At 66.6% G+C, this 22,395-nt stretch carries 21 protein-coding genes and 1 tRNA gene; 15 read left to right on the forward strand and 7 right to left on the reverse strand.

Going from position 1 to position 22,395, the window contains the following annotated elements; translation table 11 throughout:
• Positions 1-196: 196 nt before the first annotated feature.
• The 5 genes from HV798_RS13120 (at position 197) to HV798_RS13140 (ending at position 6,325) form a co-directional block, all read left to right on the forward strand.
• Positions 197-1,495, forward strand: a complete 1,299-nt coding sequence (locus tag HV798_RS13120) for an imelysin family protein (RefSeq protein WP_175192739.1) — start codon at positions 197-199, stop codon at positions 1,493-1,495.
• A complete protein-coding gene (locus tag HV798_RS13125) occupies positions 1,492-3,009 on the forward strand; it encodes a di-heme oxidoreductase family protein (protein ID WP_175192738.1) in 1,518 nt (505 codons plus the stop codon). The genes HV798_RS13120 and HV798_RS13125 overlap by 4 nt, the downstream gene beginning before the upstream one ends.
• Complete coding sequence (locus HV798_RS13130) at positions 3,009-4,130, forward strand: imelysin family protein (RefSeq protein ID WP_175192737.1); 1,122 nt, start codon at positions 3,009-3,011, stop codon at positions 4,128-4,130. The genes HV798_RS13125 and HV798_RS13130 overlap by 1 nt, the downstream gene beginning before the upstream one ends.
• Before the next feature lie 184 nt (positions 4,131-4,314).
• Entirely contained in the window at positions 4,315-5,406 is a 1,092-nt protein-coding gene (locus HV798_RS13135; protein WP_246288772.1) for a DUF1513 domain-containing protein, read from the forward strand.
• Positions 5,407-5,491: 85 nt separating this feature from the next.
• Positions 5,492-6,325 (forward strand): mechanosensitive ion channel family protein, encoded by an 834-nt coding sequence (locus HV798_RS13140; protein ID WP_175192736.1) that lies wholly within the window; start codon positions 5,492-5,494, stop codon positions 6,323-6,325.
• A gap of 132 nt (positions 6,326-6,457) precedes the next feature.
• Here the strand turns inward: HV798_RS13140 and HV798_RS13145 are convergent, their stop codons facing one another.
• A complete protein-coding gene (locus HV798_RS13145) occupies positions 6,458-7,219 on the reverse strand; it encodes an IclR family transcriptional regulator (protein ID WP_025138001.1) in 762 nt (253 codons plus the stop codon).
• 162 nt (positions 7,220-7,381) lie between these two features.
• On the opposite strand from HV798_RS13145, the gene HV798_RS13150 reads away from it, so the two are divergent.
• Positions 7,382-8,371: a Bug family tripartite tricarboxylate transporter substrate binding protein gene (locus HV798_RS13150; protein WP_175192735.1), complete on the forward strand. Its 990-nt coding sequence runs from the start codon at positions 7,382-7,384 to the stop codon at positions 8,369-8,371.
• A gap of 65 nt (positions 8,372-8,436) precedes the next feature.
• Here the strand turns inward: HV798_RS13150 and HV798_RS13155 are convergent, their stop codons facing one another.
• Positions 8,437-9,225, reverse strand: a complete 789-nt coding sequence (locus HV798_RS13155) for an RNA methyltransferase (RefSeq protein ID WP_175192734.1) — start codon at positions 9,223-9,225, stop codon at positions 8,437-8,439.
• A 120-nt stretch (positions 9,226-9,345) separates the two neighbouring features.
• Between HV798_RS13155 and HV798_RS13160 the strand changes: the two genes are divergently transcribed.
• From HV798_RS13160 to HV798_RS13170, 3 genes are all read left to right on the forward strand, one after another.
• Complete coding sequence (locus tag HV798_RS13160; RefSeq protein ID WP_175192733.1) at positions 9,346-10,131, forward strand: inositol monophosphatase family protein; 786 nt, start codon at positions 9,346-9,348, stop codon at positions 10,129-10,131.
• A 201-nt stretch (positions 10,132-10,332) separates the two neighbouring features.
• Entirely contained in the window at positions 10,333-11,916 is a 1,584-nt protein-coding gene (locus HV798_RS13165; protein WP_175192732.1) for a TerC family protein, read from the forward strand.
• Positions 11,917-11,962: 46 nt separating this feature from the next.
• Positions 11,963-12,823, forward strand: coding sequence for an undecaprenyl-diphosphate phosphatase (locus tag HV798_RS13170; RefSeq protein WP_175192731.1), 861 nt, complete (start codon positions 11,963-11,965; stop codon positions 12,821-12,823).
• Between the two features lie 103 nt (positions 12,824-12,926).
• Here the strand turns inward: HV798_RS13170 and HV798_RS13175 are convergent, their stop codons facing one another.
• The 3 genes from HV798_RS13175 to HV798_RS13185 form a co-directional block, all read right to left on the reverse strand.
• Positions 12,927-13,700: a UDP-2,3-diacylglucosamine diphosphatase gene (locus tag HV798_RS13175; protein WP_175192730.1), complete on the reverse strand. Its 774-nt coding sequence runs from the start codon at positions 13,698-13,700 to the stop codon at positions 12,927-12,929.
• Positions 13,693-14,202 carry a peptidylprolyl isomerase gene (locus HV798_RS13180; RefSeq protein WP_025137994.1) on the reverse strand — a complete coding sequence of 170 codons (510 nt, stop codon included), beginning with the start codon at positions 14,200-14,202 and terminating at the stop codon, positions 13,693-13,695. Before HV798_RS13180 ends, HV798_RS13175 begins: the two co-directional genes overlap by 8 nt.
• 134 nt (positions 14,203-14,336) lie before the next feature.
• Positions 14,337-15,017, reverse strand: coding sequence for a tetratricopeptide repeat protein (locus tag HV798_RS13185; protein ID WP_175192729.1), 681 nt, complete (start codon positions 15,015-15,017; stop codon positions 14,337-14,339).
• A 337-nt stretch (positions 15,018-15,354) separates the two neighbouring features.
• On the opposite strand from HV798_RS13185, the gene cysS reads away from it, so the two are divergent.
• From cysS to HV798_RS13215, 6 genes are all read left to right on the forward strand, one after another.
• Positions 15,355-16,809, forward strand: coding sequence for a cysteine--tRNA ligase (gene cysS / locus HV798_RS13190; protein WP_175192871.1), 1,455 nt, complete (start codon positions 15,355-15,357; stop codon positions 16,807-16,809).
• A 20-nt stretch (positions 16,810-16,829) separates the two neighbouring features.
• Complete coding sequence (locus HV798_RS13195) at positions 16,830-17,474, forward strand: DNA-3-methyladenine glycosylase family protein (protein ID WP_025137991.1); 645 nt, start codon at positions 16,830-16,832, stop codon at positions 17,472-17,474.
• Positions 17,475-17,510: 36 nt separating this feature from the next.
• Entirely contained in the window at positions 17,511-18,476 is a 966-nt protein-coding gene (locus tag HV798_RS13200; RefSeq protein ID WP_025137990.1) for an acetyl-CoA carboxylase carboxyltransferase subunit alpha, read from the forward strand.
• A gap of 154 nt (positions 18,477-18,630) precedes the next feature.
• Positions 18,631-19,692: a tRNA lysidine(34) synthetase TilS gene (gene tilS / locus HV798_RS13205; protein WP_343038553.1), complete on the forward strand. Its 1,062-nt coding sequence runs from the start codon at positions 18,631-18,633 to the stop codon at positions 19,690-19,692.
• 109 nt (positions 19,693-19,801) lie between these two features.
• Positions 19,802-21,067: an aspartate kinase gene (locus HV798_RS13210; protein ID WP_025137988.1), complete on the forward strand. Its 1,266-nt coding sequence runs from the start codon at positions 19,802-19,804 to the stop codon at positions 21,065-21,067.
• A gap of 88 nt (positions 21,068-21,155) precedes the next feature.
• Positions 21,156-21,248 (forward strand) — tRNA-Ser (locus HV798_RS13215).
• An 88-nt stretch (positions 21,249-21,336) separates the two neighbouring features.
• Here the strand turns inward: HV798_RS13215 and HV798_RS13220 are convergent.
• Positions 21,337-21,660, reverse strand: a complete 324-nt coding sequence (locus HV798_RS13220) for a hypothetical protein (RefSeq protein ID WP_246288759.1) — start codon at positions 21,658-21,660, stop codon at positions 21,337-21,339.
• Positions 21,661-21,742: 82 nt separating this feature from the next.
• Positions 21,743-22,150: a periplasmic binding family protein gene (locus tag HV798_RS13225; RefSeq protein WP_175192726.1), complete on the reverse strand. Its 408-nt coding sequence runs from the start codon at positions 22,148-22,150 to the stop codon at positions 21,743-21,745.
• Positions 22,151-22,395 lie beyond the last annotated feature (245 nt).

Raw genomic sequence — 22,395 nt, forward strand, 5'->3', positions numbered from 1 at the left:
GCGACAGGGCCTGGATTCCGGGCCTTTTTTGCGTCTGGAGACCGGAAAATCGTGGCGAATTCATTCGGCGAAATGTCAGGTATCTGACTTTTCGCTGAATATCAAACGAAAATTGTTTACACTCGCATCCACAAAATTCAAGGTTGAATGGGGCCGCCGCGGGGCGGAACCCCATTCGCGTTACGGGAGAAAGTCGATGCGCAAGTTGTTGTTGGGAGCGGTGCTGGCGGCCGCGGTGTTCGGGGGAACGGCGCACGCCGCAGTGCAGCCCAAGGCCGTGGTCACCACGTATTCGGACCTGGCGCTGGCCGGCTACGAAGATTCGCTGACCGCTGCCAAGACGCTGCGCGACGCCATCAATGCGCTGGTCGCCAAGCCCAGCGAGCAGACGCTCAAGGCCGCCCGCGACGCCTGGCTGGCCGCGCGCGTGCCCTACCAGCAGACCGAGGCGTACCGCTTCGGCAACCCCATCGTCGACGACTGGGAAGGCCGCGTGAACGCCTGGCCGCTCGATGAAGGCCTGATCGACTACGTCGATGCGTCCTACGGCACCGAAAACGACGAGAACGCCTACTACGCCGTCAACGTCATCGCCAATTCCAAGATCTCGGTGGGCGGCAAGACCGTCGACGTCAGCAAGATCACGCCGCAACTGCTGTCCGAAGTGCTGCACGAAGCCGACGGCAACGAAGCCAACGTGGCCACCGGCTACCACGCCATCGAATTCCTGCTGTGGGGCCAGGACCTGAACGGCACCGGCCCCGCGCCGGCCGACCGCAAGGGCACGCCGCAAGAGCGCCATGCCGGCAACCGCCCGCACACCGATTTCGATCCCAAGCAGTGCACCGGGGGCCACTGCGAACGCCGCATCGAGTTCCTGAAGGCCGTGACCGACCTGCTGGTGACCGACCTGGAAGAAATGGTGGGCAACTGGAAAAAGGACGGCGCCGCGCGCAAGGCCGTCGAAGAAGATCCCAAGGCCGGCCTGATCGCGATGCTGACCGGCCTGGGCAGCCTGTCGTACGGCGAACTGGCCGGCGAACGCATGAAGCTGGGCCTGATGCTGCACGATCCCGAAGAAGAGCACGACTGCTTCTCGGACAACACCCACAATTCGCACTTCTACGACCAGATCGGCATCCGCAATGTCTACCTGGGTTCGTACACGCGCATCGACGGCAAGACCGTGGAAGGCGCCAGCCTGTCCGAACTGGTGAAGGCGCGCGATCCCAAGCTGGACGTCGAAGTGCGCGCCAAGCTGGACGCCACCGTGGCCGCCATGCAGGCGCTCAAGGTACGCGCCGAAACGGTCGAGACCTACGACCAGATGATCGCGGACGGCAACAAGGAAGGCAACGCCGTGGTGCAGGCCGCCATCGACCGCCTGGTCGACCAGACCCGCAGCCTGGAACGTGTGATCACGTTGCTGGACCTGGGCAAGGTCGCCATCGAAGGTTCCGACAGCCTGGATAAACCCGACGCCGTATTCAAGTGAAGCTCGTATTCGCCGCCGTACTGGCGGCGTCGGCCCATGCCGGCGCCGCCGCCGCTCCCCCCGCGCCCGCCGGGCGCGATGACCTGACTGCCGAAGACCTCAAACGCGTCCTCGCCATTACCGCGCCCACGCGTGACTTCTCCAAGGCCGAGACCTTCGAGACCATGCAGGCGGGCGCCACCACCACCAACAAGCTCATCAACGCCGACATCTTCTCGCAGCCGTCGGCCAACATGAGCTTCGAACGCCGCCAGGAATTCCAGGTCGGCAATGGCCTGTTCCGCAAGGACTGGGTCTCGGCGCCCGCGTCCACGCAGGCGTCCGATGGCCTGGGGCCGCTGTTCAATGCGCGGTCGTGCCAGGCCTGTCACACCAAGGACGGGCGCGGCTCGGTGCCGGGTTTCGATCCCCTCGAACGCCCCGATGCCGTTGCATTGCTGCTGCGCCTGGCTGTGCCGCAAGGCCCGGACCGCGGCCATCCCAAGCTGGCGCCGGGTGAACTGGCGATGCTGCCCGAGCCGGTCTACGGCGTGCAGTTGCAGAACTTCGCGGTGGCGGGCCTGCCCGCCGAAGGCCGCATGGAGATCGAATACACGCCGGTCACCGTCGCGCTCAATGGCGGTGAAACCGCCACGCTGATGCAGCCCGTGTACCGCATCGACAACCTGGGCTACGGCCCCATGCGCAAAGACACGCAGATCTCGCCGCGCCTGGCGCCGCCGATGATCGGCCTGGGGCTGCTGGAATCCATCCACGAATCGGACATCCTGGCCAACGTCGGCGCGGACAAGCGCGACGGTATCGTGGGCAAGCCCAATTGGGTTACCGACGTGCGCACCGGCGCGCGGGTGCTGGGCCGCTTCAATTTGAAGGCCGGCCAGCCCACGGTCGAACAGCAGAGCGCTGCCGCCTTTTCCAACGACATGGGGCTGTCTTCGCCGCTGTTCCCCAACCACTACGGCGACTGTACGCCGGCCCAGACGCAGTGCCTGAAGATGCCGCATGGCGCGCAGCCGCGTTTCGGGCCCGAGGAAGTGCCGGCCAAGCTGATGGACTTCGTCACCGTCTATTCCACCAACCTGGCGGTGCCGCAGCGGCGCGACGCCGACGATGCCCGCGTGCTGGCGGGCAAGAAGCTGTTCTACGAGGCCAACTGCGTCGCCTGCCACGTGCCCAAGTACGTCACCAGCCGCAACGCCAAGCAGGCCGAACACCGCTTCCAGCTGATCTGGCCCTACACCGACATGCTGGTGCATGACATGGGCGACGACCTGGCTGATGGCGTCGCCGACGGCGAGGCCACGGGCCGCGAATGGCGCACGCCGCCGCTGTGGGGCATCGGCCTGACCAAGACCGTGAACCCCACCGCCACCTGGCTGCACGACGGCCGCGCCCGCACGCTGCTCGAAGCCGTGCTGTGGCACGGCGGCGCGGGCCAGCCCGCGCGCGATCGCGTCGTAGCGATGACGCCCGAAGAACGCGCCGATCTCATCCGTTTCCTGGAGTCGTTGTGATGGCATCCCTTGTTGTGCGCCGGATCTTGCCAGCCAAGGCCGCACTGGCCGTGGTGTTGCTGGCCGGGACGTCGGCCTGGCCGCTGGCGGTCCGCGCCGAACTGCCTGCCGACCTGGGCGAACGCCTGGCGCAGGGCTACGCCCGGCCAGCGGTGGCCGCCATGGCCGAGGCCGCCGGCGCGCTGGAAGGCGCGCTGGGGCCCTGGTGCAGCAAGCCGGACGCGGCCGGCGCCAAGCGCGTCAACGACGCGTTCGCCGGGTTGGCGCAGGCGTGGGCACGCATCGAGTTCCTGCGCTTCGGGCCGTTGGTGCAGGCGAACCGCTTTGAACGGCTGGCGTTCTGGCCGGACACCCGCGGCGTGATGCCCAAGCAGGTGCAGGCGCTGATCGCCGCGCAGGACGCCGCGCTGCTCAAGCCCGGCGCGCTGGCTGGCCGCAGCGTGGCCGTGCAGGGCCTGCCGGCGCTGGAATACGTGCTGTACGGCGAACCCGCGCTGCTCAAGCGGGCGGGCGCCACGCAACCCGGCACGCCGACATTCCCTTACGCCTGCGGCTATGCCGTGGCGGTGTCGGCCAATGTGGCCGCGATGTCGCGCGACGTGGCCCAGGCCTGGAGCGCGCAGGGCGAATTCGGGCGCCAGTTCGCGCGGCCGCAGGCCGGCAACGACCTGTACCGCGATCCGCAGGAAGTGGCGGCCGAAGCGATGAAGGCCCTGTCCACCGGCCTGCAGTTCGCGCGCGACGTGAAGATTCTGCCGGTGCTGGGTGATTCGGCCGCCAACGCGCGGCCCAAGCGCGCCGCCTTCTGGCGCAGCGGCCTGACCACGCGCACGCTGGCCGCCAACCTGGACGGCCTGGCGGCGTTCTACACCGCGGGCGGCTATGTGCTGCCCAAGGGCGACGAATGGATGGCGGGATCGGTGCTGGGTGAATTGGCCAGCGCGGCGGCGACGCTGCGCGACGTGCCCGCGCCGTTGGACGCGGCATTGGCTGACGCCGACGGGCGCCGGCAACTGGAGCTGGCCGCGCTGACCTTGAAGAACGGCAAGGCCATCGTCGACCAGGACCTGGCGCCCGCGCTGGGCGTCACCATCGGATTCAACGCGCTCGATGGCGACTGATCGTTCCTCGGCACGCGGGGCAGGGCGGGCTGGCGGCCTGCCGCCCGCGCAACCGGCTCGCCGCGACTTCCTGGCGCGTGCGGCCGCAAGCGCCTTGGGCGCGCGGTTGGGCGTGGCCTGGGTTGGAACATTCGGTGGAACGCTCAGTGCTGCCGCAGGCGGGATGGTCGGCGCCGGCCTGGTCATGCCGGGGCTGTCGCAGGCCGCGGCATCGACGGGCGACGCCGCGCTGTACGTCACGGCGCGCCAACGCGGCGGACGCGACGAAGCGGTGGTGCTGGATGCCTCCGGCCAGGACCAGCGCGTGCTGCCGATGCCCGCGCGCGGCCACAGCTTCGCCATCGATCCGGCCGGCGAGCGCGCCGTGGTGTTCGGCCGCCAGCCGGGCTTTTTTGCGCTGGGTTTCGACCTGCGCGGCGAGCGCGCGCCGGTCGAACTGCCGTTGCCCGACGACCGCCATTTCTTCGGCCACGGCGCCTATTTCGACGACGCCCGCCTGCTGGCGGCCACCGAGAATGACTTCGATGGCGGCCGCGGCGTGCTGGGCATCTACGACGCCACGCCGGGCGGCCACTACCGCCGCGTCGGCGAATTCGACTGCGGCGGCATCGGCCCCCACGAAGTGGTGCTGATGCCCGACGGCAAGACGCTGTGCGTGGCCAACGGCGGCATCCTGACGCATCCCGACTACGGCAAGCTGGAACTCAACCTGGACACCATGCGCCCGTCGCTGGCGTACATCGATGCGGCCAGCGGGCGCCTGCTCGAACGGGTCGAACTGGCGCCCGAGCTGCACCGCCTGTCTATCCGCCATCTGGCGCTGGCGGCCGACGGCAGCGTGTGGTTCGGCTGCCAGTACATGGGGCCGGCCGGCGACCGCCCCGCGCTGGTCGGCCGCCACCGCCGCGGCGCCGCGCTGGAACTGTTCGCCGGGCCCGCGCAGGCGCTGCGCGACATGCGCAACTACGTGGGATCGGTGACGGTGGACGCGGCCGGCAAGGTGGTGGCGACATCCAGCCCGGTGGGCGGACAGGTGTTGTACTGGGACGCCGACAGCGGCCGCAGCCTGGGGCTGACGCGCCTGGCCGACGGCTGCGGCGTGGCGCCCGCGCACGAGGCGGGCTTTCTCATCAGCAGCGGCCTGGGCGCCATGCTGCGCACCGACGCTGCGGGCGCCGAGCACCCGCTATTGCCGCCTTCGCGCGAGCGGGCCTGGGACAACCACATGCGCAAGGTCGCTGGCGCCACGCGCGGATCGAATCCTTACAAAGCTTGACACACCGGCGTCGTCATCCTGCCCTGCCTGCGAGCCGCATCTGATAAAGTTTTCGGCTGTCTTTTTGCAAGAGGGAGCAATAACAATGGAAGACGCCTTGAAGGAATTCAACGCCTGGGCCCCCAGGCTGGTGGACCTGGGCATCAATCTGCTGGTGGCCTTGCTGATCCTGGTGATCGGCTGGTGGGTGTCGGCGCTGCTCGGCCGCTGGGTGCGGCGCATCGCCACGCGTTCCAGCAAGATCGATCCGACGATCGTGCCCATGTTCTACAGCACGGTGGTCTGGACGGTGCGTATCTTCACGCTCATCGCGGTGCTGGCGCGCTTCGGGGTGCAGACCGCCAGCCTGATCGCGGTGCTGGGCGCCGCCGGCCTGGCCGTTGGCCTGGCGCTGCAAGGCACGCTGCAGAACATCGCGGCAGGCATCATGCTGCTGATCCTGCGCCCGGTGCGCGCGGGCGAATACGTGGGTTTGAGCACGGGGGCCGAGGGCACGGTCGAAGAAGTCGGCCTGTTCCTGACGCGCCTCGTCCAGGTCGACGGCATCCATCTGACCCTGCCCAACAGCACGGTCTGGAACGCCACCATCACCAACTACAGCCGCAACAAGACGCGCCGCCTGGATATCCCCGTGCCGGTGCGCTATGGCGATGACCTGAACGCCGTGCTGGCCAAGCTGCAAGGCATCGTCGATGCCAACGCCAACGCGCTGAAGGACCCGAAGCCGCTGGTGAAAGTGGTCGACTACAAGGAAAACGGCGTGGTCGTGAATGTGCGTGTGTGGGCCGAAGCGGGCAAGTACTGGGACCTGCGCTGGGGCCTGTACCAGGAAATCCGCAGCTCGCTCGAAGCCGCAGGCTTCCAGGCGCCGATCCCGCTTCGCGAGATCCAGAACTCCAAGACCGGCGCGCCGACCTGAACGGTCCGCGCAAACAGAAAGGGCGTCCGTGCTGGCACGGACGCCCTTTTTTTCTGGGGTTCGGCGCTGGCAGCCAGGCCAGCGTGGCCGGCCGTCGGCTCAGCAGAGGTGCGCCGCCATCCAAGGCGGGCGTCAGGCCTGCACGGCCAGCCGCGCCAGTTCGCCCTTGATCCAGCCGGCGATTTCGCGCTGGCGCTGCGCCGGCATGCGGTCAATGATGGCCGTGACGCTGACTGCGAGCAGCGGCGCGCCTTGTGCATCGAGCAGCGCGCAGCCCACGCCCAGCGCGCCGCGCACGGCGTGGTTGCCCACCACCGAATAGCCGCGCGCACGGGTGTTTTCGATCAGGCGGAACATTTCCTGCGGCGTCATGCCGCCGTACTCGTCCAGCCGGCTGGAGTTGCGCTCGACGATGCCGCGGGCAACGTCGTCGGGCAGGGCGGCCAGTAGCGCCATGCCGCCCGATCCCACGCCCAGCGGCTGGCGCTTGCCGGCGTAAGTGGCCAGGATCTGCACCGGGTAGCTGCCGATTTCGCGGTGCAGGCTGATGGAATCGTCGTCGTCGCGCACCACCAGAAATACCGCGTCGCCGGTCCGGTCGGCCAGGCGGCGCAGCACGGGCAGCAATTGGCGCACCCGCGGATCGCGGGAACGGGTGTCGGGGTCCACCGCCAGCTGGGCACGGTATTTCTTGGTGCCCGTGACAGGCAGCACCAGGCCCGCATCGAGCAGGGCGGCCAGCAGCCGGTAGATGGTGGGACGCTGTATGCCCGTGAGCCGGGCGATATCAGTCACGCTGAGCCCGTCGGGCCCTTGGTCCCGTAGGGCGGCCAGAACGGCCAATCCGCGCCGCAATGTGCGTGGGCCTGCGGCCGCGGCATCGCTGTCTTGCATGCAACTCTCTGAAAACTTGGGGGGTTATTGCGGAACGGTCAAGGGAAAACCATAGTCCGTAGCGTGGACTCTACCTTGATGCCTCGCTCGTGTATAGATCAAAATGCGTCATCCAATAATTCAAAACGTCCATCTAATGGACAGTATCTGCACGGAGACTCTATGATTACCGGTCAAAAGCCTGGTCTGCGGCGCTTTGCCGCCACGCTGCTGGCTACCGCCGCCAGCGCTTTCGCAATGGGTTCTGCCCAGGCTGCCTACCCCGACAAACCTGTCCGCATCGTGGTCGGCTTTTCCGCCGGCGGCACTACTGACGTGATCGCCCGCATCATGGCCAAGGAGCTCACCGAAGCCCTGGGCCAATCGTTCGTGGTCGAAAACAAGCCGGGCGCCGGCAGCAACATCGCCACCGACCAGGTCCAGCGCGCCGCGCCGGACGGCTACACGCTGCTGTTCGTGGCCGTCACCAGCGCCATCAACCAGACGCTGTACAAGAACGTCACGTTCGACCTGACGAAGGACTTCACCCCCGTGGCGCTGGGCGCCAAGGTGCCGAACATCCTGGTCGTCAACCCCCAGGTGCCGGTCAAGACGGTGCAGGAACTGGTGGATTACGCCAAGAAGAACCCGGGCAAGCTGGCGTTCGCCTCGTCGGGCAGCGGCACGTCCATCCACATGGCGGGCGAACTGTTCAAGATGCAGGCCGGCATCGACGTGCTGCACGTGCCGTACAAGGGCAGCGCCCCGGCCATCACCGACCTGATCGGCGGCCAGGTGCAGTTCATGTTCGACAACATGCCGTCGGCCTGGCCGCACGCGCAATCGGGCAAGCTGCGCGCCCTGGCGGTGACCACCAACGAGCGTTCCAAGAGCGCGCCGGACGTGCCCACCATGAAGGAATCCGGCTTCGCCAACTTCGACGTGTCGTCGTGGTTCGGCCTGATCGCTCCGGCCGGCACCCCGCCCGACGTGGTCAACAAGCTGAACGCCGCCATGGTCAAGGCGCTGGACAAGCCCGAAGTGCAGCTCAGCTTCGAAAAGCTGGGCGCCGTGGGCGTGAAGACCACGCCGGCCGAATTCGGCCAGTTCATCAAGTCGGAAGTCGAAGGCTGGGCCCCGGTGGTCAAGGCCTCGGGCGCCACGGTGGACTGATCTTCTTCGTGCCGCGGGCGGTCAGCCGCCCGCAGCCGATGCGCAGGGACGGGCGATGCCCGTCCCTATTTTTTTGTGCGCTCGCCCCGGGCGGTGGCCAGCATGGCGGTGCAGACGCCGCGCAGCATGTCGACTTCGTCGCGGGTCAGGCCTGCACGCGAAAAAAGGTGCCGCATGCGCGGCATCAGCTTCTTGGGATGGGCCGGGTCCAGGAACTGCACGCCCACCAGCGCTTCTTCCCAGTGGGCCAGGAATGCCTGTACGGCCTCGCCGGAGGCCGGCTGGGCGCCGCGCGACGGCTCTTGCGCGGTCGAGGTTGGCAGCAGGGCGGCGCCCTGGTCCACCAGCAATGCGTAGCGCAGTTCCCAGGCGGCCAGTTGCAGCGCCTGGGCCACGTTCAGCGAGCTGTATTCGGGGTTGGCGGGGATGTGGCAGATGCGGTGGCACAGCCCGATCTGCTCATTGGTGAGCCCGGCGCGCTCGGTGCCCAGCACGATGGCGGTGCAGCCTTCGGCCGTTTCGGCCAGGTGGGCGCAGGCCAGATCGGCCGCCTGACGGATGTCGCAGGGCGGGGGACCCAGGTCACGCACCCGGGCGGTCAGGGCGAAGGCCAGGGTGACCGGCGCCAGGGCTTCTTCCAGGGTGTCGTGGATACGGGCGTTTTCCAGCACGTCCAGGGCGCCGCTGGCCAGCGCCACGGCTTCCGGCTGGGTGGTCACATCGGCGAATTTCGGGCCCACCAGGACCAATTCGGAGAAGCCCATGGTCTTGATTGCACGGGCCGCCGAACCGACGTTTCCGGGGTGGCTGGGGTTCACCATAATGAACCGAACGCGTGAAAATGCTTGAGTCATTTAAAATGGCACGTTTGGCTTAGTGCCTTCCTGGTTTTTTGGGTCGATTTCCCCTATGGGGACAACGGCCGGCCCGGGGGGGCGGCTAGCGGCCTGTTCACCGCATACGTACGGAATTTTATGCACCCGATGCTCAACATCGCCATCAAGGCGGCCCGGCGTGCCGGCACCATTATCAACCGTGCCAGCATGGATTTGGAACGACTCAGCGTGGCTCGCAAGGGGCCGCGCGATTATGTCACGGAAGTCGATCGCGCCGCCGAGGAGTCCATCGTCGAGACGCTGCACGCCGCTTACCCGGATCACGCAGTCCTGGGCGAGGAATTCGGCTTGCAGGGCCCCGACCAGGCCGAATTCCAATGGATCATCGATCCCCTGGACGGCACGACCAACTTCATCCACGGCCTGCCCAACTACGCCGTGTCGATCGCGCTGACGCAGCGCGGCCAGGTCACGCAGGCGGTCATCTATGATCCGTCGCGCAACGAACTGTTCACGGCCAGCCGTGGCAGCGGCACGTTCCTGAACGACCGCCGCGTGCGCGTCTCGGGCCGCACCCGCTACCACGAGGCCCTGCTGGGCGCGCACTGGCCCAACTCCGGCGATCCGGAACAAGGCTCGGCCCGTTTCCGCAACATGGCCGAAGGCAGCACCGGCGTGCGCCGCCTGGGCGCCACCGTGCTGGACCTGGCCTACGTGGCCTGCGGCCGCCTGGACGGCTTCTGCGGCGTCGGCCTGAAGCCCTGGGACCTGGCGGCGGGCAGCCTGATGGTGCTGGAAGCCGGCGGCCTGGTCGCTGACTTCGACGGCGAGCAGGGCTGGATGGATTCCGGCAACGTGCTGGCCGCCAGCCCCAAGATCTTCACGCAGATGCTGTCGGCCCTGAATCCGGCCCCGGCGGCCTAAGCTTTCTGCATGAACCGGCGGCCTTGGCCGCCGGGCACAGCATCGGTCACCGGCCCGTCGCGGCCGGTTTTTTCATGGCCTCGTCCAGGCGTCTCATCGCCCCGCAACCCGCGGCCGTAGGGCGTGCGGACGAGGCGTGTCACCGGCGTGTCACGGATTTTCCATGTACGATTACCGGTCGCATAACTTCTGGAGCTCCTGATGGAGTGGCTGCTGGACCCCGCTGCGTGGGTCGGCTTGCTTACCCTGGTCGTCCTTGAGATCGTCCTGGGAATTGATAACCTGATTTTCATCGCCATCCTGGCGGACAAGCTGCCCCCGTCGCAACGCGACCGTGCGCGCATCTTGGGCCTCAGCCTGGCGCTCGTCATGCGGCTTGGCCTCTTGTCGGTCATGTCGTATCTGGTCACCCTGACCACCCCCCTGTTTGCCGTCGGACCCTTCTCGCCATCGGGGCGGGACCTGATTCTCATGGTCGGTGGCTTCTTCCTGCTGTTCAAGGGCACGATGGAACTGCACGAGCGCCTCGAAGGCGGCCAGCATGGCGGCTCGTCGGGGCCGCGCGTGTACGCCAGCTTCTGGGTCATCGTGACGCAGATCGTGGTGCTCGACGCCGTGTTCTCGCTGGACTCGGTCATCACTGCCGTCGGCATGGTCGATCACCTGGCCATCATGATGATTGCCGTGGTCATCGCCATCGGCATCATGCTGCTGGCGTCCAAGCCGCTCACGCGCTTCGTCAACGCCCACCCCACGGTGGTCGTGCTGTGCCTGGGCTTCTTGCTGATGATCGGCTTTTCGCTGCTGGCCGAGGCCTTCGGCTTCAAAGTGCCCAAGGGCTACCTGTACGCCGCCATCGGCTTCTCGGTCGCCATCGAGGCGCTCAACCAGGTGGCGCGCCGCAACCTGCTCAAGCTGGACGCGCGCCGCCCCATGCGCGAACGCACCGCGTCCGCCGTGCTGCGCATGCTGGGCAAGCGCCCGCCCGCCGAAGAACCCGACCTGCCCAGCGCCGACGGCCCGGCCATGCCGGCCTTTGGCGTCGAAGAACGCAACATGGTCAGCGGCGTGCTGACGCTGGCCGAACGTTCCATTCGTTCGATCATGACGCCGCGCACCGACGTGTCGTGGATCAACATCGACGATGATCCCGAGACCATCCGGCGCCAGATCACCGAGGCGCCGCACAGCTTCTTTCCGGTCTGCCGCGGCTCGCTCGACGAAGTGCTGGGCATCGCCCGCGCCAAGGACCTGGTGGCCGACCTGATCACCGAAGGCCGCGTGCGCCGCAACCGCCTGCGCGATCCGATCATCGTGCACGAGGCCATCGGCATCCTGCGCCTGATGGATACGCTCAAGCGCTCGCGCGGCCAGCTGGTGCTGGTGGCCGACGAGTTCGGCGCCATCGAAGGCCTGGTGACCCCGATCGACGTGTTCGAAGCCATCGCCGGTGAATTCCCCGACGAAGACGAACTGCCCGACATCGTCGCCGACGGCCCCAACATCTGGAAGATCGACGGCGCGGCCGACCTGCACCATGTCGAACAAGTGCTGGAAACCGAAGGCCTGGTCGACGACGCCCAGGATTTCTCCACGCTGGCCGGCTACCTGCTGTCGCGTTTCGGCCATCTGCCCAAGCCGGGCGATGTCTGCGAATACGAGATCCACCACGACCATTTCCGCTTCGAAGTCCTGGAAATGGATGGCCGCCGCATTGCCCTGGTGCGCGTTGAAAAGCGCGCGCCCGAACTGCTGGACGAAGACGCGTCGCTGACCAACGACTAGCGCCGCCAACCCCGGACCCGACCTCATCTACCTGGAACCCGCCATCGTGACCGATTCCACGCTCTACCTGATCAAGGCCTTCATCCTGGGCATCGTCGAAGGCCTGACGGAATTCATCCCCGTGTCCAGCACGGGCCACCTGATCCTGATCGGCGACTGGATCAATTTCGAATCCAGCCAGGGCAAGGTGTTTGAAGTCGTGATCCAGCTCGGTTCCATCCTGGCCGTGATGTGGATCTTCCGGGCCCGCCTGCTGCAGCTGATCCGCGGCACGCTCACCGGCGTGCCCAGCGAAGTCGCCTTCACCCGCAACCTGATCATCGCCTTCCTGCCGGCCGCCGTCATCGGCGCCATCTTCATCAAGTCGATCAAGCAGGTGTTCTACCACCCGGGCGTGGTGGTGGTGACCCTGGTGCTGGGCGGCCTGATCATGCTGTATGTCGAGCGCCGTACCCGCCACACGCCGGGCGACGTGCCCGGCGCCGCGGACGACACCGCGTCCGACGAACACGCCACCGCCCGCACGCTGGAACAGATCACCTGGAAGCAGGCGCTGGGCGTGGGTGTGGCCCAATGCCTGGCCATGATCCCCGGCACCTCGCGGTCCGGCGCCACCATCATCGGTGGCATGATCGCGGGTATCCAGCGCAAGACGGCCACCGAGTTCTCGTTCTTCCTGGCCATGCCCACCATGCTGGGCGCGGCCGTGTACGACATGTACAAGAACATGGACCTGCTCACCCAGCACGACCTGTCCGGCATCGCCGTGGGCTTCGTGGCGGCCTTCCTGAGCGCCATCGTGGTGGTGCGCGCGGTGCTGCGTTTCGTGGCCAACCACACCTACCGCGTGTTCGCCTGGTACCGCATCGTGTTCGGCGCCATCGTGGCGGCCTGGATCTTCCTCTGATTCCGCCTGGCGCGGGGCCCGGGTCCCGCGCACAGGAAAAAAATGGGCCGCGTCACATGACGCGGCCCATTTTCATGGAGCATGGCGGGGGCGGGCCCCAGGCCTATGCTTCGATGTCGAGATCGTAGAACTGCAGGCCGTCCTGGTCGATGACCAGCCAGCCGCCGCGGGGCGGTGAAACGTGGTCGCAGTCCCAGTCGGGCAGTACCCAGCGTTCGCGCTTCTTGCCGTCGACGTCAAGCACGTGGCGGGCGGGGCGATGGGTATGCCCATGCACCAGCACGCTGACGCCCGAGTCGCGGAAGACCTGTGCGATGGCGCCGGCATTCACGTCCATGATTTCCATCGACTTGGCCTGGTTGGCGGCCTGGCTTTCGCCGCGGGCCTGCTGCGCCATGGCCAGGCGCTCGGGAATGGTCTTGGACAGGAATTCAGCCTGCCATTGCGGGTTGCGGACCATCTGGCGGAACTGCTGGTACGCGGCGTCGTCGGTACAGAATTCGTCGCCGTGCGTGAGCAGCACGTTGCCGTAGTCGGTCTGCAGCAGCGCCGGTTCGGGCAGCAGCTTGGCGCCCACGGCGGCGGCCAGTTCTTCGCCGATCAGGAAGTCGCGGTTGCCGCGGCCCAGCCAGACCGGAATGCGCGCTGCGGTGGCCTGCAGCGCCTTGAGCACCGTGGCCAGCCACGGCGGCGCGGCGCGGATTACGTCGTCGCCGATCCAGGCATCGAAGATGTCGCCCGGCAGCAGCAGGGCGGCGGCTTCTTCTTCGGCGGCCTGCAGGAAGGCCAGGAAGGCCTCCGAGGTGGCCGGCGTTGCCGGCCCCAGGTGCAGGTCGGATGCCAGCCAGATCGGGCCGGCCAGGGCAAGCTTATTCAAGAACTTCGGCCTTCTCGATGATCACGTCTTCGTTGGGGACGTTCTGGTGGAAGCCCTTGTTGCCGGTCTTCACGCCCTTGATCTTGTCGACCACGTCGGTGCCTTCGGTGATGCTGCCGAACACGGCGTAGCCCCAACCGTTGGGCGTGGGCGCGGTGAAGTTCAGGAAGTCGTTGTTGGACACGTTGATGAAGAACTGGGCGGTCGCCGAGTGCGGGTCGCTGGTGCGGGCCATCGCCAGGGTGTACTTGTCGTTCTTCAGGCCGTTGTTGGCCTCGTTTTCGATCGGGGCATGGGTTTGCTTCTGCTTCATGCCGGGTTCGAAACCGCCGCCCTGGATCATGAAGCCGTCGATCACGCGGTGGAACACCGTGCCGTTGTAGAAGCCTTCCTTGACGTAGGTCAGGAAGTTCTCGACGGTCTTGGGCGCCTTGGCGGCGTCCAGGGTGATGACCATGTCGCCTTGGTTGGTGTGAAGCTTGACGCGGGGATTGGTGCTCATGGCTTTTGTGCCTTCAGAGGGAGAGGTTGAGGGGGCGGCCGCAGGCGCGGCGCTGACGAGCGCTGGGGCAAAGGCGGCCAGCGCGAACGAGCACGCCGTCAGGCGCAGCAGGTGGAGAGGGGAATAGCGGGACATCATTTGTGTTGCCTATCCTTCAGCATGGTTTCGACTTCGCGAGCCTTGTCCTGCATGCCCGGCACGCCTTCCTTGGCGGCCTGCTTGTAGGTGCGCAACGCCTGCAGCAATTGCAGGTCGCCCAGGTTGGCGCGCGCGGCGGCGTAGCCCGGGTCGGCGCGCAAGGCCTGTTGCAGGGCGTCTTGTGCTTTTTCAAGTTCGCCCCGGCTGGCATATAGAGCGGCCAGGTTGTTCCAAGGTTCCGGCAGTTCCGGGAAACGGGTCGTCATCTCGGTGTAGATGTCGATGGCCTCGGCCTTGCGATCCAGGGCGGCCAGCGCGCGCGCGTGCTGGAACATCAGCTGCACGTCGGTGCCGCGCTGATCCTTGATCTGGGCCTCGCGCTTTTCGATCATCGCCAGCGCCTCGGCGTTGTCGCCGTGGTTCAGCAGGCGTTCGATGTAGTTGGTGATCTGCGAGGCGCTGGGCTGCAGCCGGGTGTCCACGCTGGGCTGCACGGACTTGAGCACATTGGCCAGGCCTTCCCAGCCGCCTTCAGGCGGAATGGGGTCCAGCGTGGTGCGGTTGGCGTTCGGGTTCTGCCCCGAGCCGCCCATGGATTGGGCAAAGGCGCCGGCAGCCGGCGCGCCGGCCAGGGCCAGTGCGAGCAGGGTGACGCAAAAACGCGGCTTGATAGTCACGTGGGCATCCGTTAAAAGTCGTGGCTGGCGCGCGCTTACGCGCGCGACCGGGCCGCTTGCTATACTTGACGACCGCCATTTTAGCCTCGGTTCAGTTTTTGGCTCGACATTGAGGCAAAACGCTGGCCGACAAGTGTGTCGGGATAGGCCGACAAGTGTGCCGGGGTGATGAAGCCCCGGGGCGAAACTTCGGACTTAAACCTCGGGCTTAACCCCCCGGGCGGCAATCCTGGCAACGTCGGCAACCCATCGGCGGCAAGCCCTGAAGGTATCGTCCTTCGGGCACAACGTTTTCCGCAGCCGCCTCGGAAAAAATTTGGACAACCTCAAAAGCGCCATGCTGCAAATCTACAACACGTTATCGCGTACCAAAGAACCGTTCAAGCCGGCCCAGGCTGGTCAGGTGCGCATGTACGTGTGTGGCATGACCGTGTACGACTTCTGCCACCTGGGCCATGCCCGCATGCTGGTGTCGTTCGACGTGGTGCAGCGCTGGCTGCGCGCCAGCGGCCTGGCCGTCGACTACGTGCGCAATATCACCGACATCGACGACAAGATCATCCGCCGCGCCGTCGAAACCGGCCGCCGCATCGGTGAAGTCACCGAGTTCTACATCGCCGCCATGCACGCCGACGAGCGCGCGCTGGGCGTGGACACGCCCGACCGCGAGCCGCGCGCCACCCAGTACGTGGGCGAGATGCTCGACATCATCGGCAAGCTCGAACAGAAGGGCCTGGCCTACCAGGCCGACGACGGCGACGTGAACTACGCCGTGCGCGGCTTCGAAGGCTACGGCAAGCTGTCCGGCAAGACGCTGGACGACCTGCGCGCCGGCGAACGCGTGGCAGTGGGTTCGTCCAAGCGCGATCCGCTTGATTTCGTGCTGTGGAAATCGGCCAAGGCCGAAGAACCCGCCGACACCAAGTGGGAATCGCCCTATGGCATGGGCCGTCCGGGATGGCACATCGAATGCTCGGCCATGAGCAAATCGCTGCTGGGCCTGCCCCTGGACATCCACGGCGGCGGTCCCGACCTGAAATTCCCGCACCACGAAAACGAGATCGCCCAGACCGAAGGCGCTTTCGGCGGCGTGCTGGCCAACATCTGGATGCATTGCGGCCCGCTGATGGTCGATTCGGACAAGATGTCCAAGTCGCTGGGCAATTTCCGCACCATCCGCCAGACCATCGCCCAAGGCGACCCCGCGGCCGACCAGGCCGATTACCGCGTCAACCCGCGCGAAGCCGAAATGGTGCGTTTCTTCATCGTGCGCAACCACTACCGCAGCCCGCAGAACTACACGCCGGACAACCTGGTCGACGCCCAGAACGCGCTGGACCGCCTGTACCAGGCGCTGCAGAACGTGCCGGCCGACGACCAGGGCATCGACTGGAACGACCCCCAGGCGCAGGCCTTCAAGGCCGCCATGGACGACGACTTCAACAGTTCCGGCGCGGTCGCGGCCCTGTTCGAACTGGCGTCCGAAGCCAACCGCAGCAAGAGCGCGCGCAGCGCCGGCCAGCTGAAGGCGCTGGCCTCGCTGCTGGGCCTGCTGCAACAGGACCCGGCCGCCTACTTCCAGTCGTCCACCCGCTATTCGGCGGCCGCGATGGAACAAGGCGTACGCAGCGAACTGGACGCCGACGCCATCCAGACCCTGATCGACGCCCGCGCGGCCGCCAAGGCGGCCCGCAACTTCGCAGAGGCGGATCGCATCCGTGCCGAGCTGCGCGATGCCGGCATCGAACTCGATGACAAACCGGGCGGCCTGACGCAATGGCGTCGGGCGTGAACCCCCAGGAAACGCCCCACATGTCCATCGTAGATACCGACATTCCCAAGCCTGAGTATTGGGAGGCCGCCGTCGCCCACCTGATGCGGCGCGACCGCATCCTGAAAAAGATCATCCCCCAGCACCCCGAGGTCTGGCTGACCTCGCGCGGCACGCCTTTCGTGACGCTGGCGCGGGCGATCATCGGCCAGCAGGTCTCGGCCAAGGCGGCCGACGCCGTCTGGGACAAGTTCCTGGAAGCCGCCGGCAAGCGGCCCACCCCCGTGGCGGTGCTGCGCGTGGGCCTGGAAGGCCTGCGCAATGCCGGCCTGTCGCAGCGCAAGGCCGAATACGTGCTGGACCTGGCCGTGCATTTCGGCGAACGCCGGGTCCACCCTGAAAAATGGGCGGCCATGGACGACGAGGCCGTTATTTCTGAATTGACCGCCATCCGGGGCATCGGACGCTGGACGGCGGAGATGTTTTTGATTTTCAATCTGCAGCGGCCTGATGTTCTGCCGCTGGATGATCCTGGGTTGCTCAAGGCAATCTCGCTACACTATTTCAGCGGCGAGCCTGTCTCGCGCTTCGAGGCTCGCGAAGTCTCGTTGGCGTGGCAACCCTGGCGTACCGTGGCTACCTGGTATCTGTGGCGCAGTCTGGAACCGACGCCGGTCCAATACTGACGCAAACCAGGTCGCCCATCTACGGAACCACACTACATGCGCAATACATTTCTGGAATTTGAACAGCCGCTCGCCGAGCTTGAAAACAAGATCGAGCAGCTGCGCTACGTGCAGGCCGATTCGGCGGTAGACATCTCCGACGAGATCGGACGTCTGCAGCAGAAGAGTCAGTCACTGGCCAAGGAAATCTACGCCAAGCTCACGCCTTGGCAGACGGCGCTCGTCGCCCGCCACCCCCAGCGTCCCTACACGCTGGACTACGTGCGCGAAATCTTCACCGACTTCCACGAACTGCACGGCGACCGCATGTACGCCGACGACCAGTCCATCGTGGGCGGCCTGGCGCGCTTTAACGGCACGCCCTGCATGGTGATCGGCCACCAGAAAGGCCGCGACACCAAGGAACGCGCCGCCCGCAACTTCGGCATGCCGCGTCCGGAAGGCTATCGAAAGGCCCTGCGCCTGATGCGCCTGGCCGAAAAATTCGGCATCCCCGTGTTCACCTTCGTGGATACCCCCGGCGCCTATCCCGGCATCGGCGCCGAAGAACGCGGCCAGTCCGAAGCCATCGGCCACAACCTGTACGCCATGGCCGAACTGAAGGTCCCCGTGATCGTCACGATCATCGGCGAAGGCGGCTCGGGCGGCGCCCTGGCCATCGCCGTGGGCAACGCCGTGCTGATGCTGCAGTACGCCACCTACGCCGTGATCTCGCCCGAAGGCTGCGCGTCCATCCTGTGGCGCAGCGCCGACAAGGCCCCCGAGGCCGCCGAAGCGCTGGCCATCATCGCCCCGCGCCTGAAAGACCTGGGCCTGGTCGACCGCGTCATCAACGAACCGGTGGGCGGCGCCCACCGCGACCCGCGCGTCATGGCGCGCCTGTTGCGCCGCGCGCTGGGCGACGCCCTGCGCCAGCTGCAGGGTCTGACGCCCGAGCAGCTCGTGGAACAGCGCGTCCAGCGCGTGCTGTCCTACGGCGCCTTCCAGGAAGTGCGCGCTTAAGAGCGCCCCGCGCGCCGGCCCATGCCGGCGCCGCGGCCAGGCTCTCTTCGCGCCGTCCGCCATGACCCGCCCCCCCGCCGCATCCGATCCGTCTGACGCGGCCAGCGCGGGGCAGTCGTTTCCCTATCCCGTATCGCCTGACCTGGCCGCCGCCTTGCGGCGCGCCTTGCAGTCCCTGCCGCAACCGCCGGGGCGTATCGCCGTGGCCGTCAGCGGCGGCGCCGATTCGGCCATGCTGGCCGTACATGCGGCCGCCGTGGCCCGCGCCGCGGGTATCGAGGTGCTGCTGTTCCATGTGCACCACGGCCTGCAGGCGGCCGCCGATGGCTGGAGCCAGCAGGTGCGGGGGTTGGCCGATCTGCTGGGCCTGCCGCTGCGGCTGGCGCGGGTCCAGGTGGACGAGGCCACCGGCAAGGGCATCGAGGCCGCCGCGCGCGATGCCCGCTATGCCGCGCTGGCCCGCCTGGCCCACGACGACGGCGTGACGCTGGTGCTGCTGGCCCATCACCGCAACGACCAGGCCGAAACTGTGCTGTTGCGCCTGTTGCGCGGCACGGGCCTGGCCGGCATGGCGGCCATGGCGCCGCTGACCCGTCGCGATGGCTTGACCTACCTGCGCCCCTGGCTGGACGAGGGCAGGGACGCCATCCTGCACGCCGCCGCGCAATTCGCCGATGCCACCGGTTGGCGTCCCGTGCAGGACCCCACCAACGCCGATCCGCGCTACACCCGCGCCGCCTTGCGCGAACTGCTGGCGCCCGCGCTGGATGGCCGCTGGCCTGGCTGGCGCGCCATCGTCGCCCGCCACGCCCGCCACATGGCCGAAGCCGCCGAGATCCTGGACGAAGTCGCCCGCGACGACCTGGCCGGCCTGGAACCCGGGCCGGACGGCGCCAGCTTCTCGCTGGCCGCGTGGCGCAAACTGTCGCCCGCGCGCCAGGCCCAGGTACTGCGCTACTGGTTGGCGCAGAACGGCGCCCGCATGCCCACCGATGCACGCCTGCGCGATCTATTGCGCCAACTGCGCGAACTGCACAGCCTGGGGCACGACCGCCAGTTGCGGGTGGAGCAGGCCGGGCACGTGATTCGCTGCCATCGAGGACGGGTGTGGCTGGAAGCGCGGCCGGACGATGGCCAACTGTCGGCGAAACCGCGTCCGATCCCGGCCCCAGCGCCGGAAAATTCAGCGAAAGACGACAAATTCCGCGAAAAATGACCGTGGAATGGAAAGAAAATTCCACGTGCTGCGCAAATTTTTACCGCCGCGATAGAATATGAGGTTTTGCCCGTCAACACTTGCGGCGGGTTCCCAGCCAGAGTACGAGATGTCCCTGATCGTTCATAAATATGGCGGTACTTCGATGGGCTCGGTAGAGCGCATCCGGAACGTGGCGCGACGCGTCGCAAAGTGGCACGCTGCCGGCCACCAGGTTGTCGTGGTGCCGTCGGCCATGGCAGGCGAAACCAATCGCCTGCTCGGCCTGGCCCGCGAAATTACGCCCCAGCCCGACGCGCGCGAGCTCGACATGATCGCCGCCACCGGCGAACAAGCCAGCAGCGGCCTGTTGGCCATCGCGCTGCAAGCCGAAGGCGTGGCCGCCCGCAGCTACGCGGGCTGGCAAGTGCCGGTGCGCACCGATTCTTCGTTCACCAAAGCGCGCATCACGTCCATCGACGACGCCCGCATCCGCGCCGACCTCGACGCCGGCCGCGTGGTCATCGTCACGGGCTTCCAGGGCGTGGACCCGGAAGGCCACATCACGACGCTGGGCCGTGGCGGTTCCGACACCTCGGCCGTGGCCGTGGCGGCGGCGCTCAAGGCCGACGAATGCCTGATCTACACCGATGTGGATGGCGTCTACACGACCGATCCGCGGGTGGTGCCCGAAGCGCGCCGCATGGCCGTCGTTTCCTTCGAGGAAATGCTGGAAATGGCGTCGCTGGGCTCCAAGGTCCTGCAGATCCGCTCGGTGGAATTCGCCGGCAAATACCGTGTGCCGACGCGGGTCCTGTCGTCCTTGACCGACCCGCTCATCCCGCTCGACCAGGAAATGGTTTCGGGCACGCTGATTACTTTTGAGGAAGACGAAAAAATGGAAGCCGCCGTTGTCTCCGGCATCGCCTTCAGCCGCGACGAAGCCAAAATCACCCTGCTGGGCGTTCCCGACAAGCCCGGCATCGCCTTCTCGATCCTGGGCCCGGTTGCCGCCGCCAATATCGATGTCGACATGATCGTGCAGAACCAGTCCGTGGCCGGCACGACCGATTTCTCGTTCACCGTGAACCGCAACGAGTTCGCCCGCGCCGTCGACCTGCTCAAGCGCGAAGTCATCCCCGCCGTGGGCGCTCGCGAGCTGTCCACCGACGAGAAGGTCGCCAAGGTCTCGATCGTCGGCATCGGCATGCGCTCGCACGTCGGCGTGGCCAGCCTGATGTTCCAGACGCTTTCGCAAGAAGGCATCAACATCCAGATGATCAGCACCAGCGAAATCAAGACCTCGGTCATCATCGACGACAAGTACATGGAATTGGGCGTGCGCGCACTGCACAAGGCCTTCGGCCTGGACCAGGCGCCCGCCACCAAGGCCTGAGGATCGCAGTTCCGGCACGATTTTTTTCACGGGCAGGCCCCGCCAGGGGAAAACCGTTAAAAAGTCGTGCTAGAATCTCGTTCTCTTCGGAGATGTGCCCGAGAGGCTGAAGGGGCTCCCCTGCTAAGGGAGTATGTGGCTAAAAACTGCATCGTGGGTTCGAATCCCACCATCTCCGCCAGATTCTCAGCCTGGCTTTGCCAAGCTGAATAAAAGCCCGCAGAACTTTCGTTCTGCGGGCTTTTTCGTTTGGCGCTGCCGTCAGCCGACTACTTGATCTTGCTGCAACGAAACGCCTCGATGCCTTTCTCGACGTAGTGCGGTTCACGCGCGCAGGCGGCGCGCATGGCCTGGTTGGCCAGGGTCATCAGGTTGGCGGCGTTGGTCATGGCTTCCAGGCCGTCCTGGCTGGCGCCGATCTTGTCGTAGCGTGCCTTGTACTTCTCGGCTTGTTCGCCATAGGCAAAGGCACGCATCACGTCGGCATAGGCGATGGCGCGCGAGATGTCGCCGGGCGTGGGCTTCTTTTCGGCGGCGAAGGCGGGGCTGGCCAGCAAGGCCAGGGCGATCAAGGGAGCGAAGGTGGCTTTCATGGTCGTCATCGGGAATGGGTTCGCGGGTTGTCCGAGGTGGGGCGGGCTGGCGGCCGCAGGGGCGGCGCGCGGCGCGTTGCCATCACCACATCTTGCATGTCGTGCCGTGGTTGACGAGGTCGCCGCCGACGACGATGCCTTGCTCGTTGACGTGGAGCATGGTGTAGCAACTGGCCACGCCCGTGCGCCGTTGATAGATGGTGCCGGTGTTGTTGCCGAAGCCGTAGCTGACGCCGCCGGGCGGAGGCACGTAGAAGGTGCCGACGGCTTCATCCCACGAGACTTCGCCGGAGGTCTGCCACTGGTAGACCAGTTGGCCGACCGGCAGGTCGTCGCTGGCGTAGACGCGATCGGGGACGCCCCATTCGGCCACGATGTCGTTCACGGGTTTGCCCTTGTGGCGCATCATCGCCACGTCCCAGGTGGTGCAGCCGCTCAGCACGGCGCCGATCAGGCCGGCCAGCAGGGCCTTGAAAAAGCTGAATCGCACGTTTGTTTTCCTTGTTCAGATGCCAGACAGGTTCCCTACGCGCCGCATCATGCCAGCAGCTTGTGCGTCTGGCGAGAGGGGGTGTGGCGTGGATTCAACAGCCTGTTCGCACCCCTTTTTAGCCCGCGAATCGGTTTTGCCGGGGTTCCCATTGGGCAAGGTTCGGGGAAAGCGAGGGCGCTTCATAGCGCGGCAGGCACTCACGAGCGCGTGGCCAGGCGTCAGGCGCAGACGGGGTGTTCGCC

The organism is Achromobacter deleyi (genome assembly GCF_902859705.1).
GTDB lineage: Bacteria > Pseudomonadota > Gammaproteobacteria > Burkholderiales > Burkholderiaceae_B > Achromobacter > Achromobacter deleyi.